This is a genomic window from Herpetosiphon geysericola, from assembly GCF_001306135.1.
GTDB classification, from domain to species: Bacteria; Chloroflexota; Chloroflexia; order Chloroflexales; family Herpetosiphonaceae; genus Herpetosiphon; species Herpetosiphon geysericola.
Map to the genome: position 1 here is coordinate 120230 of NZ_LGKP01000005.1, position 16862 is coordinate 137091.

General features: G+C 51.9%; 19 protein-coding genes. 10 read left to right on the forward strand and 9 right to left on the reverse strand.

What is annotated here, in order from left to right; genetic code table 11:
• Positions 1 to 202: 202 nt before the first annotated feature.
• From SE18_RS02140 to SE18_RS02150, 3 genes are read left to right on the forward strand one after another with little or no spacing between them, the layout of a single operon-like run.
• Positions 203 to 973 (forward strand): arsenate reductase/protein-tyrosine-phosphatase family protein, encoded by a 771-nt coding sequence (locus SE18_RS02140; RefSeq protein ID WP_054532770.1) that lies wholly within the window; start codon positions 203 to 205, stop codon positions 971 to 973.
• On the forward strand, positions 970 to 1647 hold the full coding sequence (locus SE18_RS02145; protein ID WP_054532771.1) for an MIP family channel protein: 678 nt from the start codon (positions 970 to 972) through the stop codon (positions 1645 to 1647). Before SE18_RS02140 ends, SE18_RS02145 begins: the two co-directional genes overlap by 4 nt.
• Positions 1635 to 2360 carry a metallophosphoesterase family protein gene (locus SE18_RS02150; RefSeq protein ID WP_054532772.1) on the forward strand — a complete coding sequence of 242 codons (726 nt, stop codon included), beginning with the start codon at positions 1635 to 1637 and terminating at the stop codon, positions 2358 to 2360. The genes SE18_RS02145 and SE18_RS02150 overlap by 13 nt, the downstream gene beginning before the upstream one ends.
• Positions 2361 to 2678: 318 nt before the next feature.
• Here SE18_RS02150 and SE18_RS02155 read toward each other — a convergent pair whose 3' ends face one another.
• The 9 genes from SE18_RS02155 to SE18_RS02195 all read right to left on the reverse strand — a co-directional run bounded on the left by SE18_RS02155 (position 2679) and on the right by SE18_RS02195 (position 12067).
• Positions 2679 to 3335, reverse strand: a complete 657-nt coding sequence (locus tag SE18_RS02155; RefSeq protein ID WP_054532773.1) for a laminin B domain-containing protein — start codon at positions 3333 to 3335, stop codon at positions 2679 to 2681.
• Between the two features lie 445 nt (positions 3336 to 3780).
• Positions 3781 to 4680 (reverse strand): manganese catalase family protein, encoded by a 900-nt coding sequence (locus tag SE18_RS02160; RefSeq protein WP_054532774.1) that lies wholly within the window; start codon positions 4678 to 4680, stop codon positions 3781 to 3783.
• A 101-nt stretch (positions 4681 to 4781) separates the two neighbouring features.
• On the reverse strand, positions 4782 to 5387 hold the full coding sequence (locus SE18_RS02165; protein WP_054532775.1) for a cysteine hydrolase family protein: 606 nt from the start codon (positions 5385 to 5387) through the stop codon (positions 4782 to 4784).
• 107 nt (positions 5388 to 5494) lie between these two features.
• Positions 5495 to 5953, reverse strand: a complete 459-nt coding sequence (locus SE18_RS02170) for an SRPBCC family protein (protein ID WP_054532776.1) — start codon at positions 5951 to 5953, stop codon at positions 5495 to 5497.
• 56 nt (positions 5954 to 6009) lie between these two features.
• Positions 6010 to 8535, reverse strand: coding sequence for an MGH1-like glycoside hydrolase domain-containing protein (locus SE18_RS02175; protein ID WP_054532777.1), 2526 nt, complete (start codon positions 8533 to 8535; stop codon positions 6010 to 6012).
• Entirely contained in the window at positions 8532 to 9521 is a 990-nt protein-coding gene (locus SE18_RS02180; RefSeq protein ID WP_054532778.1) for a TIGR03885 family FMN-dependent LLM class oxidoreductase, read from the reverse strand. The genes SE18_RS02175 and SE18_RS02180 overlap by 4 nt, the downstream gene beginning before the upstream one ends.
• A 44-nt stretch (positions 9522 to 9565) precedes the next feature.
• Positions 9566 to 10732 (reverse strand): zinc-dependent alcohol dehydrogenase, encoded by a 1167-nt coding sequence (locus SE18_RS02185; protein WP_054532779.1) that lies wholly within the window; start codon positions 10730 to 10732, stop codon positions 9566 to 9568.
• 451 nt (positions 10733 to 11183) lie between these two features.
• Positions 11184 to 11528: a hypothetical protein gene (locus SE18_RS02190; protein WP_054532780.1), complete on the reverse strand. Its 345-nt coding sequence runs from the start codon at positions 11526 to 11528 to the stop codon at positions 11184 to 11186.
• Positions 11529 to 11566: 38 nt separating this feature from the next.
• Positions 11567 to 12067, reverse strand: a complete 501-nt coding sequence (locus SE18_RS02195) for a DUF892 family protein (RefSeq protein ID WP_054532781.1) — start codon at positions 12065 to 12067, stop codon at positions 11567 to 11569.
• Between the two features lie 237 nt (positions 12068 to 12304).
• Here SE18_RS02195 and SE18_RS28115 point away from each other — a divergent pair, with 237 nt between their 5' ends.
• The 7 genes from SE18_RS28115 (at position 12305) to SE18_RS02225 (ending at position 16851) form a co-directional block, all read left to right on the forward strand.
• Complete coding sequence (locus SE18_RS28115) at positions 12305 to 12427, forward strand: hypothetical protein (RefSeq protein WP_269083548.1); 123 nt, start codon at positions 12305 to 12307, stop codon at positions 12425 to 12427.
• Between the two features lie 12 nt (positions 12428 to 12439).
• On the forward strand, positions 12440 to 12853 hold the full coding sequence (locus SE18_RS02200) for a DUF2243 domain-containing protein (RefSeq protein ID WP_054532782.1): 414 nt from the start codon (positions 12440 to 12442) through the stop codon (positions 12851 to 12853).
• A 264-nt stretch (positions 12854 to 13117) separates the two neighbouring features.
• Positions 13118 to 13537: a KGG domain-containing protein gene (locus SE18_RS02205; RefSeq protein ID WP_054532783.1), complete on the forward strand. Its 420-nt coding sequence runs from the start codon at positions 13118 to 13120 to the stop codon at positions 13535 to 13537.
• 334 nt (positions 13538 to 13871) lie between these two features.
• Positions 13872 to 14366 (forward strand): LuxR C-terminal-related transcriptional regulator, encoded by a 495-nt coding sequence (locus SE18_RS02210; protein WP_054532784.1) that lies wholly within the window; start codon positions 13872 to 13874, stop codon positions 14364 to 14366.
• A 239-nt stretch (positions 14367 to 14605) separates the two neighbouring features.
• Positions 14606 to 15763: a PucR family transcriptional regulator gene (locus SE18_RS02215; RefSeq protein WP_054532785.1), complete on the forward strand. Its 1158-nt coding sequence runs from the start codon at positions 14606 to 14608 to the stop codon at positions 15761 to 15763.
• 51 nt (positions 15764 to 15814) lie between these two features.
• Entirely contained in the window at positions 15815 to 16237 is a 423-nt protein-coding gene (locus SE18_RS02220; protein ID WP_054532786.1) for a response regulator, read from the forward strand.
• A gap of 47 nt (positions 16238 to 16284) precedes the next feature.
• On the forward strand, positions 16285 to 16851 hold the full coding sequence (locus SE18_RS02225) for a DUF892 family protein (protein ID WP_054532787.1): 567 nt from the start codon (positions 16285 to 16287) through the stop codon (positions 16849 to 16851).
• Positions 16852 to 16862 lie beyond the last annotated feature (11 nt).

Genomic DNA, 16862 nt, shown 5'->3' on the forward strand with positions numbered 1-16862 from the left:
GTAGCGATACCTCGCCTCCCAACGTGGAGCGGGTCAATGAATAATTGTACCGTGCTCCTCCCCACAGATAGCTCTCTACTAAATAGTGGTTCATGACCATGCGTTGGATGCAGTAAAGCGTAGTTTCCCCCTGCTTGCCTGATCAATGGGAATCGACTATACTCCAAATCAAATTAGTCTAATTTGATTTGGAGTAAGTTAGATGCATACTTCCTTGACCGACCCCGCTCCCCCGATCCTCCATCTGCTGGCCCATGATATCCGTTGGAATCTTGCTAAAGCCTTGGCGGGCAGCGATTACCGCGTGGGAGAGTTGGCCACGCTGATTCAGCAGCCCCTCAAACTGATCTCCTATCACCTGCGTCAACTCCGTGATGGTCAGCTTGTCCATGAGCGTCGCAGCACCGCCGACGGTCGCGATCTCTATTACAGCCTCGATTTAGCCCATATTGAGGCTGTGTACCAGCTTGCTGGCGCAACCCTCCATCCATGCCTTGGAGATGATGCGTCCGCCCCAAGGCATGCTGCGGACGCAACTCATGCGCCCACGCGCGTGCTCTTTCTCTGTACTCACAATAGTGCCCGATCGCAGATGGCAGAAGCCATTCTCCGCCATATTGGTGGCTCAACGGTGCTGGCCTTCAGCGCTGGAACGGAGCAATCCACGATTCATCCACAGGCAATCATTACCCTCGCCGCCCATGGGATTGATACCAGTAGCCAGACCTCAAAGCGGCTTGATGCCTACGCAGGGGAACACTTTGACTATGTTATTACGGTCTGCGACCGTGCGCGCGAAATCTGCCCGCTTTTTCCTGGTGATCCGCACCAGATTCACTGGAGTTTCCCCGATCCTGCGGCGATCGCCGCTCCCCTTGAGCAGGCGCGCGCCTTTGAGCAAACCTATACCCAGCTGCTGACCCGCATGCGGTTCTTTTTGACGGTGCTCGACCGACAACGGAGGGGTGCATGAAACCGCCCCTTTTGCAACGGGCTGGAGCCGAACTGATTGGCACCTACGCGCTAGTAACCGCCGGCTGTGGCGCGATCATGGTCAATAGCACCACCAACGCTCTGACGCATCTCGGCATTGCGGGAGTATTTGGTCTGGTCATCATGGTTATGATTATCGCAACGGGCCACATCTCTGGTGCCCACTTCAACCCTGCGGTCACCGTTGCCTTCGCAATGACCCGCCATTTTCCTTGGCGTGATGTTCCCGTCTATGTGCTGGGCCAGAGTTTGGGGGCGGTCGCTGGTGGCCTCACCGTACGAGCGATGCTCGGTATGGTAGCGCAACTTGGTCTCACGCGTCCGGCTGGAAGCACCAGTCAAGCCATTGTCGCCGAAGTCGTGCTTTCTGCATTGCTGATGTTTGTGATCGTTGCGGTGGCCACTGACACGCGAGCGGAGGGGCAGCTCGCGGCGCTGGCTATCGGCGGTACCGTCGCGCTCAATGCCCTCTGGGGCGGCCCGATTAGTGGCGCATCAATGAATCCGGCGCGCTCCTTAGGGCCAGCCCTAGTCGCTGGCATCTGGCACGACCAATGGATCTATCTTGGCGCGCCTGTTATCGGCGCGGTGATCGGGGCATGCGCCTATAAACTGGTGCGCGGTCCCAAGGAGCCTATACAATGGACACCCTAACTATTTTTGGGGATATTCATGCCAATCTGCCAGCGCTGGAGGCGGTTCTGGCCGATATGGACGCACGGGCACTCCCCAACCGGGCCTGCCTTGGTGATCTGGTGGGCTATGGCACCTGGCCGAACGAGGTTGTGGCGCTGATTCAGGCGGCTCAGATTCCAACGATCATGGGGAACTACGATCAGGGCGTAGGCCAGGACAGCGATGATTGTGGCTGTGCCTACAAAGACCCTATTTCCGAGGCACTTGGCAAACGCTCGATTGCGTGGTCGAATACCCACACAACTGCTGAGCATAAGGCCTTCTTACGTACCCTCAGCGATCGGTTGGTGTATACCCTTGGCGATCTCCGCGTCGTCCTGGTTCATGGTAGCCCGCGCAAAATTAACGAATACCTGTTCGAAGATCGTCCTGCTAGCAGCCTGGAACGGTTGCTTGATCAGGTCACCGCTGACGTGCTAGTTTGCGGACATACCCATCTGCCGTATCATCGCGTGCTCCCGAGCGGACGCCACGTCATCAACGCGGGCAGCGTCGGCAAACCCAAGGACGGTGACCCCCGCGCCGGCTATGTTGTGCTGCGGGCCATCGACCGTGACCTCCACGTAGAGTTCATCCGCGTTTCCTATGACATCGAGCGCGTCGTGCAGGCGATTGAGGCTACGACGATGCCCCATGAGTATGCCCAGATGCTGCGAGCCGGACGGGGTTAACCACCCATGATTGATTTGGCTATCCCGCAGCGCAATCCGAGATGACCCATTTTTACTGTTGAAAAAAGAGTGTGAAGGCTATTTTATGGCGATCCTACTCAAACGAGTTATAAGCGATTATCCCAAGCCTCGCTCATTCAAGTTTGAGCTGCCGTTCACGCGGATCATGCAATACTGGAATTGGCATGATCCGCGTCGAATGCTTGTGAATGTCTTTCTGCTCTCTACTATGGAGAGTTTACAGCACAAGCGGCACGAATTGGGTTTTTAGTGCTCCATGCAGAAGTATCGATCTTCGGCTTTGCTGGCAACGCGGATTTAGCGTCTGACAAAGGGAAGAAACACAACCGTCGTTGCTTGGAAGCCAGAGAATGTGACATTATCCAGTCCACCTGTATCTGGGCCATCACGAAATTCCCCTCGAATCCAAAGGGTTGTGAGGTTGCTTAGCACCGACTGCATTTCACTGGCCGTCGGTGCAATACCTGTTGCTTGGATAATCCAGCCTGCCTGCTCATCAAGCGGCACACGATAGGATGTCCACGTTGTTGCTGGATTTACAGCGGTATCAAATTCAAGTGTGATGCCATTCCCGATCAGGATGACATCGGCAGCATCGAATTGATTGTCAGTTTCCGATTGGCGGAGATCAAATGTTAGGTCGGTCTGATAAGCCAGCACCCGGTTGCCAAGAAAGTGGTCAGGAGCCTGCCAATACCACGTGCCACCAGCAACATCATCTTCGACCGTAATACACCCGCTTGGATTACCACCTGAACTGTGCCAATCGGGGATACTTGCACCGTCTTGGGCATCGCCCACAACCTGCCAACCCTCGTGGCCAGCGGCAAACGTACTGCTGATATTCCCCCTTGCGCTAGGTGTTGCTTGCGGTTGGGCTGTGGCAACACCATAGCTTACCATAAGGATGGCCAACCCAAAGATCCGCCGGATTTGGAGCCAAAAAATACCCATGATTCATCCTTTCCTCGCCACTACCGATCAAGCCATCGACAGTATGCAACAACTAGAATATGCTTCACGGAAGTCGCCCATGGTCTAAGCATTACCAACAGCCCTGATTGCGGCGCGCTTGCTAGGTTGGCGATCCCCGACCTTAGCATCGGTATGAGGCTTCCGCTAAGGTTCTTTGGACTTGAAACTGATGGTTATTGGACAACTCTAGCAGGAAATAGGCTGCCTAATATGCCAAAACTTGCCAAAAACAGCAGATGATGGCCGATACGCGGCGCAACTTTACCATCAGAGGTTTCAATCTTGGTGTCGCTGAATGTAAAAATCGTGAGTTGAGGCTTTGGATAAGGGAGAACCATGTGATCAGCATCAGGAGTGGATTAAGCCCACGATCAAAAAAGGCAGCTCGTCACTTGAGCGACGAACTGCCTTTGGTTAATCTCGCTTAAATGTTCTCACCCATCGCAGCAATTTGGTCAACCAGTTCTTTGAGTTCTGGTGGCAAGCCTGGGCCAAACTCCTCTGGGCGTTCGGGGGCTGGCTGCATGGGGAAACCCGTTGGTGGGCTATCGCTGGTTTCGACGGTTGCGCCATCGTTGGCTGGCGATGAACCACTGAAAATCTTGGCCATTTCTGATCCATCCAAGCGCCAGTGATGTTGTTGCAGGTGCAAGCCGGTATCCATCAGTTTGCGCACCTCGGGAAATTGGGTCGCATCGAAATTAGGAATCGGCAAGATTTTGCCCCAATTGACGCCCAACGATTCTAAGGCCTTGGCAAACACCAGTTCGTGAGCATGATCGCGCACAATCAAAAAGGAAATCGTTGAGCGAGCCGTAGCATTATCGGTCATTTCGTAAATTCGACACTTTTGCAAGCGCCCAGTCGATTCGAGCATTAAGTTATACAGCAAATCGAGGGTCAAATTGCCGCTGTTGTAAACATACGAGCCGAGCCATGGGTTGCCTGCGGCATCAACTGGCATTGCACCTTGCGCGCCAACCAAGAAATGGTGAATATTGCCCTCAGAAAGCGCATTTTTCAAGGGTGTGCCACCTTTGCCAGCGCCCATTTTAGGCAAACTCTCTGATGCACCATCAAGCAGGCGGCTAATGGTGGTGCCGATTAATTCAACGTGGCTAATTTCCTCAACCGCAACCGCGTGAATGAGGTCGTGGTAGGGCTTGGCTTTGCCCCGAAAATTAATGCTCTGGAAGAGATATTGCATCATCGTGCGCATCTCGCCAAACTGGCCACCCAAACCTTCTTGCAAGGCATTGGCTGCCGCTGGATCTGGCTGATCGACGGCAATTTCGTTGATTAATTGTTGGGTATGAAAATACATGAGTCCAATCCTCTAAACAGCATCAACATCATGATGCTGTTTCTAAATGTCATTCATCAGCCCCAAGCAATGATGGTGAGCGCAACGAAGGGGAAAGAGGGTTAAGTATCGCGATTGTTAAGCTGCTTGATCAGGGTCGCAGTTGTTGGCGTGGCACATTGCAAGATTGTGCGACAATAATCAAGGGTTGTTTGGCTCAGCTCCTCGGTGTGAGCCGTAACTGCATCCTTGGGAATGATGATCTGAAAGTCGCGCATATAGGCATCAATTGCCGTAAATAAAATGCACATATGGGTCGTCATGCCGGTCAAAATCAGGGTTTTAGCGTTCAGCGATTGCAACAGCAGGTCAAGCGGAGTTGCAAAAAAGGCCGAGTGTTTGGGTTTGAGCAACATCACGCTATCGTCCAAGGGCGCTAAGGCTTCGACAATTCGGCGGCCTTTGCTGTTTGGCGCTGCCGCTTTTGCGAGCAACTCGGTTCGATCCATCGTCCATGTGCCTGCGGTATCGTTGACATACACGACTGTGCCACCAGCTTCGGCCAAACGATCGCGCAATTGGACAATGGTGGGGACAATCGCAGCACATTGTTTGGCAACCATGCTGCCATCTTCAAATTGAAAATCACTGATCATATCAATGATTAGCAGCACGCTGGTGGCTGGCTCAAATGCTGGTTCAGCTGAATGCTGCTGGTTATTGGCCATTGCTGGTTCCTTCTTCAATCAGCAAATGCGTTGGATGCTCCTCCTGTACCGCTGCTCCCGTCTCCCGCGTTTAGTGGGAGATGGGGTCGGGGGTGAGGGGCAACCAATTATGCTTTACCACCATGCTCGCGGCTACTGGTGGCTTCGATATGCTGCTTGAACTGTTTGAGCACTTGTTCAAGCGCGGTTGCTGGGTTAGCAATAACATGAGCCAATGCTTCACCAAGGGCGCCTGCTGGTGGATCGTATTGGAAGGTTACGGCGACGTGGGTTTGATTGTCGGCTAACGGCGCCAACACAATTTGGCCGCTAGTGGTAATTGCACTTTGCTGGCGGCTATTCCAGGTTACTTGGTGATATTTCTCTTGCGTGATAATATCGGTGCTGAGGTTGAGCGTTGCTCCAAGTGGCCCTTTAAGCTCCCATTGCAGCTGATCCGGCGTGCTCGTATCAACCGACGTAATCCCTGGGAAGACGCTTGGGTAGTGGGCGAAGTTGGTCAATTCGCTATACACCCGTTCGATTGGCGCACCAATATGAATAATTTGGGTTGTTCGCTGTGGCATAATCAAGTCCTCCTAAATGAACCACTGTTTCTCATAACCAAGCCATGTTGCAGAAACTATGCCGTGCTTGCGCTGTTTAGCTCAACCTGCCATAAACCTGCACAGTGAATAATTGCCGCGATGCTTGCTGTCCAGCCGTGTTGATGGCTGGCGCCAAGGCCTTTGCCCGTTTCAGCATGAAAATATTCGTGAAACCAAGGATGTTCATGCCAGATCGGCTCGTGCTGAAACAAGGCTTGGTTGCCAAGATAGGGCCGTTGGCCTTGCTCGTTGGCCACAAAGATGCCAACCAAACGCTGAATCAAGCTATCACGGGCTTCCGTCAGATTGGCAAACGCGTCGGAATGCCATGCTTGTTGCTGCACTCCGCTCTGCAAATTGTGGACTGCTTCGAGCAATAGTTGATTGAGCGGCAACCAAATTGGACCACGCCAATTGGAATTGCCGCCAAACATGCGATCAGGCGCTTCACCTGGCTCGTAGCTAAGTTCATACTGTTCTTGCTCAAGCGTTAATTCTGCTGCATGCTCAGCATGCAGCAACGAAACTGAGCGAATGCCATAGGGACTGAGAAATTCAGCCTCATCGAACAGCGCGTCGATCAATGGGTTCCAGTGTTGGCCAACCGCAGTCAGGAGCAATTGATTTGATTGATCATCAGCGTGATTGAGTTTCTTCAAGCGCGCTGCAACTTTTGGCACTTCGTTAAGGCTGTTGAGATCAATCACTGTGGTTGCTAACAAGGGCACAAGCCCAACCAGCGAGCGCACTTTGAGGCTGGTATAGCGATCCTTTTCATCGACTAAAGCATCGTAGAAAAAACGATCCTTTGCATCCCAAAGTATATTTAATGCTTTGCGAATCGCCAGAAACTCGTCGAGAAAGTGACATGCATCAGCATCATTGCCCAGCACAATTGCCATTTTGAGCGACATCAGGGCATATTGGGCCAGCCAGCCCGTGGCATCGGCTTGAACTAACCGATAGCCTTTGGGCAACTTTTGGCGATCAAGCAGGCTGATGTTATCCATGCCCATAAAACAGCCACTAAACAGACCATCTGCTTGGCGATGCTCGCGCAGCCACCAATTGAAATGGCGTTTCAAGTTCGGGTACGCTGCTGCCAGAAACGCTTGATCCTGATCACACAGATGGTAGATTTGCCAAATCGCCCAACCATGGATCGGCGGATGCGGGTTGGCCCACGCACCTTCGGTTGCTGGAATTGCCCCGTTAGGATGCTGATAGCGCTCATTCAAAAGTAACAACGCTTGCGCTTTAGCAAAGGCTGGATCGACCAAGCCCAAGGTTACGATTTGGACATCCAAATCCCACGTCGCCAAGATTGGAAATTCCCAGCGATCGGGGATTGACACGAGATCATTGGCCCGCAGATGGCCCCATTCTTTATCTGGGTGATCTTCCGCTTCACTGTGTTTGCCTGTGTCAGTGGCGAGCCAGTCTTCAACCGCAAAACGATAGGCCAATTTGTTCCAATTCAGGCCAGCAAAGGCCGCCCTTTGAACTAATCGCAAATCACTCTGCTGTGAAGAATAACTAATTGACCGATAAAACTCATCAGCTTCCACCTGCCGTTGGCGCAAACATTCATCGGCACCATCAAGCGGATTGGCTGCTGCGCTTGGGCCAAAGCCAAGCATAATCGACCACGTTTCGCCTGGCTCAAGCATGCGCTGGTAGTGGGCACTGGCTTGGGTTCCATGGCGCTCTGAATTAAGCAAATCGGGCTTGCCATGGACAATCATGCGCTGGATTGCATCTTTGGCCGAGGCTGGTTTGGTCTGGTCATACAACGCATGAGTATTGCTTTGATAGTCGTTAAAGTAGACCGTTGCTGCATCATCAAACCACCAACGATATTCTTCAAGGTTTGGGTGTTGCAGCACAATCGCCTGATCGGCTTGTTCGGCAATGCGGGCTTGCGCAATTTCGGGATTGAACGGTAACCAGAGTTTTGGTACGATGTGCAACGGCGCTGGCTCAGGGCCGCGATTAACGGCGCTAATGCGGCAGAGCATCACATCGGGTTCTGGCTTAGCATATTCAATCGTGATATCGAAAAAGCGTTGCTCCCGAAATGTGTTTGGCAAAGCATCAATCAAGCAAAATTCTGGCTCGCTTTGGCTACGCAATTTATTTGCTTGGCGCAGGCGTTCGTAGGGAAAGGCGACCTGCGGATAGAGATAGCGCATGCGATAATACGCGCCGCTGGGTAGCGCCTCGCTATACCAATAGTATTCCTTGACATCCTCACCGTGGTTGCCTTCTTGGTTGCTGAGGCCAAAAAATCGCTCTTTAAGGCGATCATCTTCTTCATTCCAAAAGGCGATCGCATGACAGATCTGCTGCTGAATATCGCACCAGCCAGCAATGCCATCCTCGGTCCAGTGATACACCCGTTGTTGGGCTTGCTCCCACGGAAACGTGGCCCATGGATCAGGACTTGTCGGCGCGCTTTCGCGAATCGTACCCCAGGCGCGATCGCCGAGATAACAACCCCAGCGCCGCCACTGAGCGAGCTGATCGGAATGTAAACGCTGGTGCTCAGCGGTTTGCTTCATACAGACGACTCCTTCGACTCCTTGCGATCAAGGGTGGGCAACACATGCTCCCCAAAGGCATGCAGGAACGGTAATTGTTCCTGATTAACATTGTGGATATAAATCCGGTCAAAGCCAAGCTCAATATCTTGCTGCAACCATTCGCGATGCTGGCCCAAATCTGCCGAGATGCGAATATGCTCTAGCAGTTTTTCGCGCGGAATTAAATCGACCAATTGATCGAACTGGCTGGGCATGCGCAATTCGGTGCTGATGGTGCTTGGCAAGGCTGCATTGCGCCATTGATCATACGCGCCTGCTAGAGCCGCCTCATAGGTTGGCGCATACGACGTTTGAGCTTGCAAAAAGATTGGTTTATGTTCGCCGCCATTGCTGCGAAAGGCCTCGATAAAGGCCTGTTGCTGATCAAGCGGTTTATGCACTGTAATAATGCCGTCGGCCCAACTGGCAACCCATGCCGCCGTTTCAGGCGTAATTGCTGCACCCAGCAGCAGCGGCGGTTTGGCTGGGCGCGTATACAAATAAGCTTCATCAACTTGAATTGCCGCGCCTGCATACGAGACGGTTTCGCCCGCCCAAAGTGCCCGAATGACTTCAACACACTCCAAAAGGCGGGCGTTGCGTTCAGCTTTGGCTGGCCAGCGTTGCCCAGTGATGTGCTCGTTCATCAGCTGGCCAGAGCCAAAGGCACACCACAAACGCTCGGGAAACATGGCAGCAAGGGTGGCTGCTGCTTGGGCAATAATCACTGGATGGTAGCGCTGGCCTGGTGCATTGACCATGCCAAACGAGAGTGTCGTTGCTTGCATGGCTGCGCCAAGCCACGACCAGACAAACCCGCTTTGGCCTTGGCGTGCGCTCCACGGAGCCAAATGATCGGAGGCCATAACGCCCGTAAAACCAGCTGTCGCAGCAACCTGTACATAGTGCAATAAGGCTTGCGGGGTAAATTGTTCATGCGAAGCGTGATAGCCAATTTGAACCACAAATCGCTCCTTCTCGATATATGATCACGTTCTAAGCCCAAGGCTTAGAACGTGATCATATATTTGATGCTTTGGTTTTCCTTGGTGCGAAACTGCTCGTAGGCCTCAGGCACTTCGTCAAGGCCAATGCGATGGCTAACGATAAACGAAGGATCGATCTTGCCGCTAGTAATGAGGTCGAGCAGCGGTTCGAGGTAGCGTTGGACGTGAGTTTGGCCCATTTTGAAAGTCAGACCCTTGCCAAAGGCCGCCCCAATTGGCATTTTGTCGATCAAGCCACCATATACGCCAGGAATTGAGACCGTGCCACCTTTGCGACAGGCCATAATTGCTTGACGTAATGCGGTAGGACGGTCGCTTTGTAAGCGGACAAATTGCTTGGCTTTATCGTATAGCGCATCAAGGCCATACCCATGGGCTTCCATCCCAACTGCATCAATACAGGCATCAGGCCCACGACCGCTGGTCAAGGTTTTGAGCACTTCATCAACATCAGCATCTGCATAATTGACTGGAATAGCGCCAGCATTGCGCGCTAGTTCGAGCCGTTCAGGAAAGCGATCGATCGCAATCACCTGTTTGGCGCCAAGTAAGATGGCCGAGCGAATCGCAAATTGGCCAACAGGGCCACAGCCCCACACCGCAACTGTATCGTTCTCGCCGATGTTGCAATTTTCTGCCGCCATGTAGCCAGTCGGAAAAATATCGCTCAAGAACAGCACTTGATCATCGCGCCAGCCTGTTGGCACTTTAAGCGGGCCAACATCGCCATACGGCACCCGCACATACTCTGCTTGGCCACCAGCATAGCCGCCAAATAGATGCGAATAGCCGAATAAGCCTGCTGGTGAAGCGCCATAGACTGCCTTGGCTGCATCAGCGTTGGGGTTCGATTCATCGCATGCCGACCATAAATCGCGTTCGCAGAAGAAACAATGGCCGCAGGAAATGGTAAATGGCACAACGACCCGCTCGCCAAGCGCCAGATTTTTGACTTCTGAGCCAACTTCGACGATCTCGCCCATAAATTCATGGCCTAGAATATCGCCCTCTTTCATTGATGGGATGTAGCCATCGTAGAGGTGCAAGTCGGAACCACAAATTGCGCTCGCGGTGATTTTTAGAATAATATCGCGAGGATGTTCGATCTTTGGATCGGGCACAGTATCAATTCGGACATCGTGGACTCCATGCCAACAAGCAGCTTTCATCACATACTCCTTCCGTATCTAGACGATGTGCTTGCAAATCGCAAGATCTGTTCCCAAATCGCTACTTTGTGTCCGTCGCGGTTACGATGCAAGGAGTCGGGAATCAGAGGCTAGGGATCGGTATTCTATCTAGTTCTCCTATGCTTCCCCAACCTTCGCGTACTTTGCGGTTGCTCTGCTCCCGATCCCTGACAACCAATCCCCAAAGCCTGTTTCGCCATCCTTCCGTCCCGCCGGCGGGAGACGCAGGGGGTTTTCATCCCCCTGCACCCCCTAATATTTAGGCGTTGGATTGTTATCGCGTTTTCTCAATCCCCAACCTTCGCGGTTTCGTATGCCTGCTCCCTGACACCTAGCCCCTGCTCATATAAACCCCGATAGCCAAAAGCCAAGAGCCTGAAGCCAATTTCCCTTCACGGTTGCGTATCCCTGACCTCTGGCCACTAGCCCATCAACCCTGATTAACTGCTTGTTGATCGGGATTGGCAGCAGCATTTTTTTGGGCATAACGCACACCGTGATAGAGCGAAAATAAGCGCCGTGCGATGGTAATGAACTCAACTTGACGCACATGATCGTCTGAGGCAGGAGCCTCAACCGCGTGGCGACTGACCCGATCGGCAAATTGCACCAAGAGCTGTTGATATTCGGGCAGTAGCTCCATGACGCGCATCGTATTCATTGGAAGGATTGCCTGATAGGCTGATTGCAAACGTTCGTCGAGCGAACCAGTACCTTCTGCCAAGGCTTGGATCGCCTGAAATAGGCAGGATTCTTCATGCTGATAGTGTTCCATCGGTGTTCCTTTCGCGTAGATGCTCCGCCAACGCGGAGTTATGCGCCAAGGCTACGGGCATGCTCTTGCTCAAGGTAGTGTTGGGTCAGCATAGGAATTTGCTCGGCCAGCCATTGGGCCATTGCTTGTTCATCTGCAAGAATTTCTTGGCAGGCACTGGCGAGCTGTTGGTCACCAATGATTTGGGCGCTGGCAAGCAACGAGGTATAGCAGGCAATCTCAAATTGCTCGCTGGCATAATCGCTCAACGCATTTTTAACGATGGTATCGGCGGCCAAAGCCATTGGCACTTCTTTGGCCATGCCGCTGAGGTTGGCCATGCCCGCCTTAAGGAGCGAAGGGTCATCGCCCAAGCGTTCAAGGCACGCCTTAACTAAATCAGCATGGCGCTCAGTTTCGGCAATATGTTGCTCAATGCGGCTGTGGGCTGCTGGCAGCTGCTCAAGATCATGCGCATGTTTCTTGAGCGCAGGGATTAATGATGTTTCAAGGGCATAGGCATCTTTGAGCCAGCCAATGACAGTTGCTTGATGTGACATTCGTTCCTCCTTTAATCGCATTTTCGACACTCTTGATTAAAGCCTACCTGAGCAGTAGGCCAAAAACATTAGGCATTTGCCTAATAGCTGGTTGGCTTGCTCGCCCATACAACCGTGCAAGCGCCTAAGACGTGCGGCTTGATTAGTACGAGGCTCGTAGCTAGACATGTGGGCGTGAGACCTTGATGCTCGCTATAGTGGAGGCATCCGATTAAGTACCGCAAAACGGAGGCTGTGATGGATCTTGCAGAAGCAATTATTGCTGGGCTTGAGCACATCGTTGTGAAGCTCTTAATTGGGATGTGCTGTTGGCTGCTTGTGGCATGTAGCTATATTGCCTGGTTGCTCATTAATTGGTAGGAAGGAATTAATATGCTTGCTTATTCGCAACGTGTGCACGTTGAGCAATCAACAATTAAGCCAATTATCCTTTTGGGTGTTGCCTTGGGTGGCATGGTTGATGGAATCGTCTTACACCAGTTGCTTCAGTGGCATCATATGGTCAGTCATCCAACCCCAACCATTGCGCAATTTAAATGGATGGTTTGGGCCGATGGTCTGTTTCATGGCGCAACCTATCTACTCTTATTAATCAGTGGAGTTTGGATTTGGCGCGTGCTACTACGCCACTCCTTGCCATGGCCAACGCACCAGATTATTGGCGGCTTGCTCAGCGGTTGGGGGTTATTTAATCTGCTTGAGGTTGGTGTGGGGAGACTTGATGCTCGTTGGTGGCATGGTGCTGTTGCGCAAAGCCAGTCAGCCAGCCTAAGCGGGTTGGCGTAGCACTTGGCTCGCAACAGAATGTATATAGTGAACAGATTTAACGCATTAGAAAGCGCTAAATCTGTGCTTATCCACACGGAACTAGCTCGATCGTTTTGGCACGATTAGGGCATGTGACCAAAAACAAGGCCATGGTTTGGGCCGAAGATTGTTCCAGTGCTCATTGTTTGGGTGAGATGGCTGCGCTAAAGTGAATTCACGAGTTGAAGGTTAGTGTGACGGGCCTTCCCAAGAGCAGGAATGCACGTGTATAAGGAGGATTCAATGGCGAATCAAAACCAAAACCAAGAACGCGGCTTTGCTGCAATGGACGAAGACAAGCAACGGGAAATTGCCAGCAAGGGTGGCCGCGCCGCGCATGAGCAAGGCACCGCCCATGAATTCACCGCAGAAGAAGCGCGCGAAGCTGGCCGCAAAGGTGGCCAAGCATCGCATGGTGACCAAGCGAGCCAAAGTAGCCAAGGTAATCAGGGCGGCGGCAACCAAGGTGGCGGTTCTGGTCAAGGCCAAAGTGGTGGCCAAGGCGGTCAGGGCAGCAATCAAGATGACCGTGGTGGCAATCAAGGCGGCGGCCAAGGTCAAAGTGGTGACCAAGGTGGTAATCAAGGCGGCCAAAGTGATCAGGCCCAAAGTGGCCAAGGCAACCAAGGTGGCCAAGGCGACCGCGGCAACCGCGACCGTTAATCCCAAGACTCTACTGTTATCCTAACTCCTTTAACTCCTTTGTGTGCCCCGCTGAAAAGCCTTCAGAATTAGCGGGGCGCATTATTTGGGTGCTTGGCATAGCTGTTGCTATCTTGTAGCATCTGCTGTGTTATGAACACAGCGCTACTGCCCAAGTAGGCTAAAGGATAGCAAGAATGATGATTCGCATTTTGCTTGCCGATGATCACGCGGTGGTGCGAGCTGGATTACGCGCCTTGATTGAAAACGAACATGATATGGTTGTGGTTGGCGAGGCCAGCTCTGGGAGCGAGGTTGTACCCTTAGCCCAGCGTTTAAATCCAACGATTTTGCTATGCCTGAAATGCATGGCATGCAGGTCACATCATCGGTTCTCGACGATAATCCAGCAATTTGGGTTTTGACCCTCAGTGCCTATGAAGATCGCAGCTATCTGCGTGAGCTGATTCGGCGTGGTGCCTCTGGCTATGTGCTCAAACGCGCCGCCTCGGAAACCTTGATTCAGGCCATTCGGGCAATTGCCATGGATGGTTTATATTTTGACCCAGCGCTTACGCCTTATTTGACCTCGACAGCAACGAGCGCACCGCTCAATCAGTATCTTGATGAACTAAGCCTATTAAGCGATCGCGAAACCGCAGTGTTACAACTGATTGCCCAAGGTTATACCAATAAAGAAATTGCTTTTCAACTTGATTTAAGTGTGAAAACCGTCGAAACCTATAAAATGCGCGGCATGAAAAAGCTTAACTTGAATAGCAGGGTCGATTTGGTGCGCTATGCATTGCTGGTTGGCTGGCTGCAAGCCAATGAAACCATGTCAGGCTAATCCTGACAGCATGGCGGGGATTTCCTGACAGACATCTACGAGCAACGATCGTATACTAAACATAATGATAGCAGCCAAACCAGCATCATCGTTGATCTGCTCTTCTGCACACTCTTTCCCCTACTCGTACAAAAATCCATGTACTGGTTATTATGCCCCGAGTCTGCATATTGGAACTCCGCATTGGCGCACTGTTCGCATGAAAATACTGCTTGCTGCTGAATTCCAGGGAACTCGCTATGCTCACCCATCAGACTCCGCTTGCCGCACCAGCGCTTGCATTTCAGCATGTTTCTGCGTTAGTTAGCCATTTAGCGCAGCTTTTCGATGGCACAGTAACCGTCATTGATGACACGAAAACGATCTTAGCAACAGCCCCAAGCCCGCTTGGGAATGATACTCAGCACCATAGTTGCCAATTGCCAGTGCTCATTAATGGTCGGCTTGGCACATTAATTATTGGTACGCTCCATGCCACTGATTTACCTTCATTAACGATGCTCTATCGCTTAATCGATCACGTTTGTCGGAGCGATATTCATGATTCAGCGCCAACCAGTTATCGCTTCGATCCGGCAATACCTGCGTATGCACCGCTGTTGCAACGACCAACCTTTGCGGTTGAGGAGTATCCTGCTGCCCAACAATTTCGCTACGATCAAGCCTATTATTTGTTGATGATTCGGCTAGGCGCGAGCGACCAAGCGGCCGACCTTGCTCCCAGCAATCAACAAACCTTCGATGGTGTGCGCCTGATGACCCAGCATCTTGACCAAATTCTTGGCGAGCCACACGGCTGGATGCGCTTTTCGACCACGCCAAGCGAACTGGTTATTTTGATCGAATCGCAGCGTGTTAGTCACTATCGCTCAGCCGATCCATGCTGCCAGCACGCAGCATGTTGTTGTCCCATTCAAACGGTTGCCAACCACATTTTCGAGCGTATGAGTGCCTTGCTCAACGCCGAAATTCGGATTGGGATTGCGCGCGAACAAGCTGATCATACCACTGTCACCAAGGCCTATGCAGAAGCACAGTTGATTATTCAGATTGGCTCGCGTTTTCGACTGCCAGCCCATGCTTGGACGCTTGAAAAACTAGGCCTGTTTGCCTTCTTAGGCAGTGCAGATCAGGCCATTCAGACCTCTGTTGCCAATTTGATTTTGGCTCCACTGCTTGCAGAAGCAGATCTGCTGCTGACCTTGCGCAGCTTTATTCAGTTGAATGGCCATAGCAACGAAATTGCCAGCCAGTTGCATATTCATCGCAATACGCTGAGCTATCGCTTGCACAAAATCCAAGAGTTGACGGGTTATAGCCCCTACAACCTAAGCGATATTGTGGTGTTCCAAAGTGCTTTGCTCATTTACGAGAACGGGATTGTACCAGCCGCCTAAGCAGCTGCGATACATACACATTGCAGTGTGTAAACACTGATTGGAGTTTGTATGGATTATGGCCTTAGCACAAATGCGCATCAATTCGTTGATATTTTGATTATTGATGATGATCGTCCAACCTGTGACTTTTTAACCACCCTCTTGACTGCTGCCCGCTATACGGTGCTCGATACCCAGCGCGGGAGCACGGCCTTGGCATTAATTCAGCATTATCAACCGCGCTTAGTAATGATTGACATTCATATGCCCGATTGGAATGGGCTTGAGTTTGCCCAGCACTTAAGCATGCAAACTGAGCTAACGCCGTCTATCGTGGTGATGAGTGCCAAACCCTTTCCCAGCGAACTTGCCAACCAACCATGGGCCTATGTTGAGAAGCCATTTGATCTGCGTAACTTGCTTCAACACATTGATCGCCTCCTGAATGTACCAGCAGCCCATAACCCACCTTGGATGTGGCATGGAACCTAACATCGGAGTTATGAATCAATGCCACATCGTGTTGTGAGGAGCCATTTATGCGGGCGTATGCCACCATTCACGAGCTTTTTTATCATCATTTAGATGAACTGTATGCTGCCGAAAACCAAATTATTTATGCCATATCCAGTGTGCTACCGCAGATCAGCCAGCCAGCCTACCAAGATGGATTGATCCTCTATCGGGCTGAAGCGTTGCGCCACCGCGATCTGCTGCACGAGGTGTTTGAAGCCTTAGAGCTCCATCCAGCTGACCATGGCTGTTCCGCAGTCAGGAGCATGCTGGGCGAATTAAACCAGATGCTACGCTGCAATAAACCATCGCTAATTCGCGATCTCGCGCTACTTTCGACGTTTCATCAGCTCTGTCAATATGTGCTTGGCCAGTATCAATGGCTAGCCCAGTGGGCAGAGCGTGCTAACCAGCTACCCATTGCCCAGATTTGTACCACGATTCAGCAGCAAAAAACCTATGCGGCGCATATTCTGACCAAGCTGTGCGATCAAGGGCTGCACTTGGGCCTGCCCGAGCAGCTTCAAGCCCAAACGCTTGGTGGTTTTGGGCAATTGCCCAATCAAGCGCGGCGAAGAAATCAAAAGCGTTAAGCACTTGCCCG

Bases quoted from the DNA above. Each gene is read 5' to 3' on its own strand.
- SE18_RS02145 (WP_054532771.1), top strand. From the start codon at position 970: ATGAAACCGCCCCTTTTGCAACGGGCTGGAGCCGAACTGATTGGCACC.
- SE18_RS02170 (WP_054532776.1), bottom strand. From the start codon at position 5,953: ATGCCACAGCGAACAACCCAAATTATTCATATTGGTGCGCCAATCGAA.
- SE18_RS02160 (WP_054532774.1), bottom strand. From the start codon at position 4,680: ATGTATTTTCATACCCAACAATTAATCAACGAAATTGCCGTCGATCAG.
- SE18_RS02195 (WP_054532781.1), bottom strand. From the start codon at position 12,067: ATGTCACATCAAGCAACTGTCATTGGCTGGCTCAAAGATGCCTATGCC.
- SE18_RS02150 (WP_054532772.1), top strand. From the start codon at position 1,635: ATGGACACCCTAACTATTTTTGGGGATATTCATGCCAATCTGCCAGCG.
- SE18_RS02200 (WP_054532782.1), top strand. From the start codon at position 12,440: ATGCTTGCTTATTCGCAACGTGTGCACGTTGAGCAATCAACAATTAAG.
- SE18_RS02215 (WP_054532785.1), top strand. From the start codon at position 14,606: ATGCTCACCCATCAGACTCCGCTTGCCGCACCAGCGCTTGCATTTCAG.
- SE18_RS02205 (WP_054532783.1), top strand. From the start codon at position 13,118: ATGGCGAATCAAAACCAAAACCAAGAACGCGGCTTTGCTGCAATGGAC.
- SE18_RS02165 (WP_054532775.1), bottom strand. From the start codon at position 5,387: ATGGCCAATAACCAGCAGCATTCAGCTGAACCAGCATTTGAGCCAGCC.
- SE18_RS02140 (WP_054532770.1), top strand. From the start codon at position 203: ATGCATACTTCCTTGACCGACCCCGCTCCCCCGATCCTCCATCTGCTG.
- SE18_RS02175 (WP_054532777.1), bottom strand. From the start codon at position 8,535: ATGAAGCAAACCGCTGAGCACCAGCGTTTACATTCCGATCAGCTCGCT.
- SE18_RS02155 (WP_054532773.1), bottom strand. From the start codon at position 3,335: ATGGGTATTTTTTGGCTCCAAATCCGGCGGATCTTTGGGTTGGCCATC.
- SE18_RS02210 (WP_054532784.1), top strand. From the start codon at position 13,872: ATGCCTGAAATGCATGGCATGCAGGTCACATCATCGGTTCTCGACGAT.
- SE18_RS02225 (WP_054532787.1), top strand. From the start codon at position 16,285: ATGCGGGCGTATGCCACCATTCACGAGCTTTTTTATCATCATTTAGAT.
- SE18_RS02220 (WP_054532786.1), top strand. From the start codon at position 15,815: ATGGATTATGGCCTTAGCACAAATGCGCATCAATTCGTTGATATTTTG.
- SE18_RS28115 (WP_269083548.1), top strand. From the start codon at position 12,305: ATGGATCTTGCAGAAGCAATTATTGCTGGGCTTGAGCACATCGTTGTG.
- SE18_RS02190 (WP_054532780.1), bottom strand. From the start codon at position 11,528: ATGGAACACTATCAGCATGAAGAATCCTGCCTATTTCAGGCGATCCAA.
- SE18_RS02185 (WP_054532779.1), bottom strand. From the start codon at position 10,732: ATGAAAGCTGCTTGTTGGCATGGAGTCCACGATGTCCGAATTGATACT.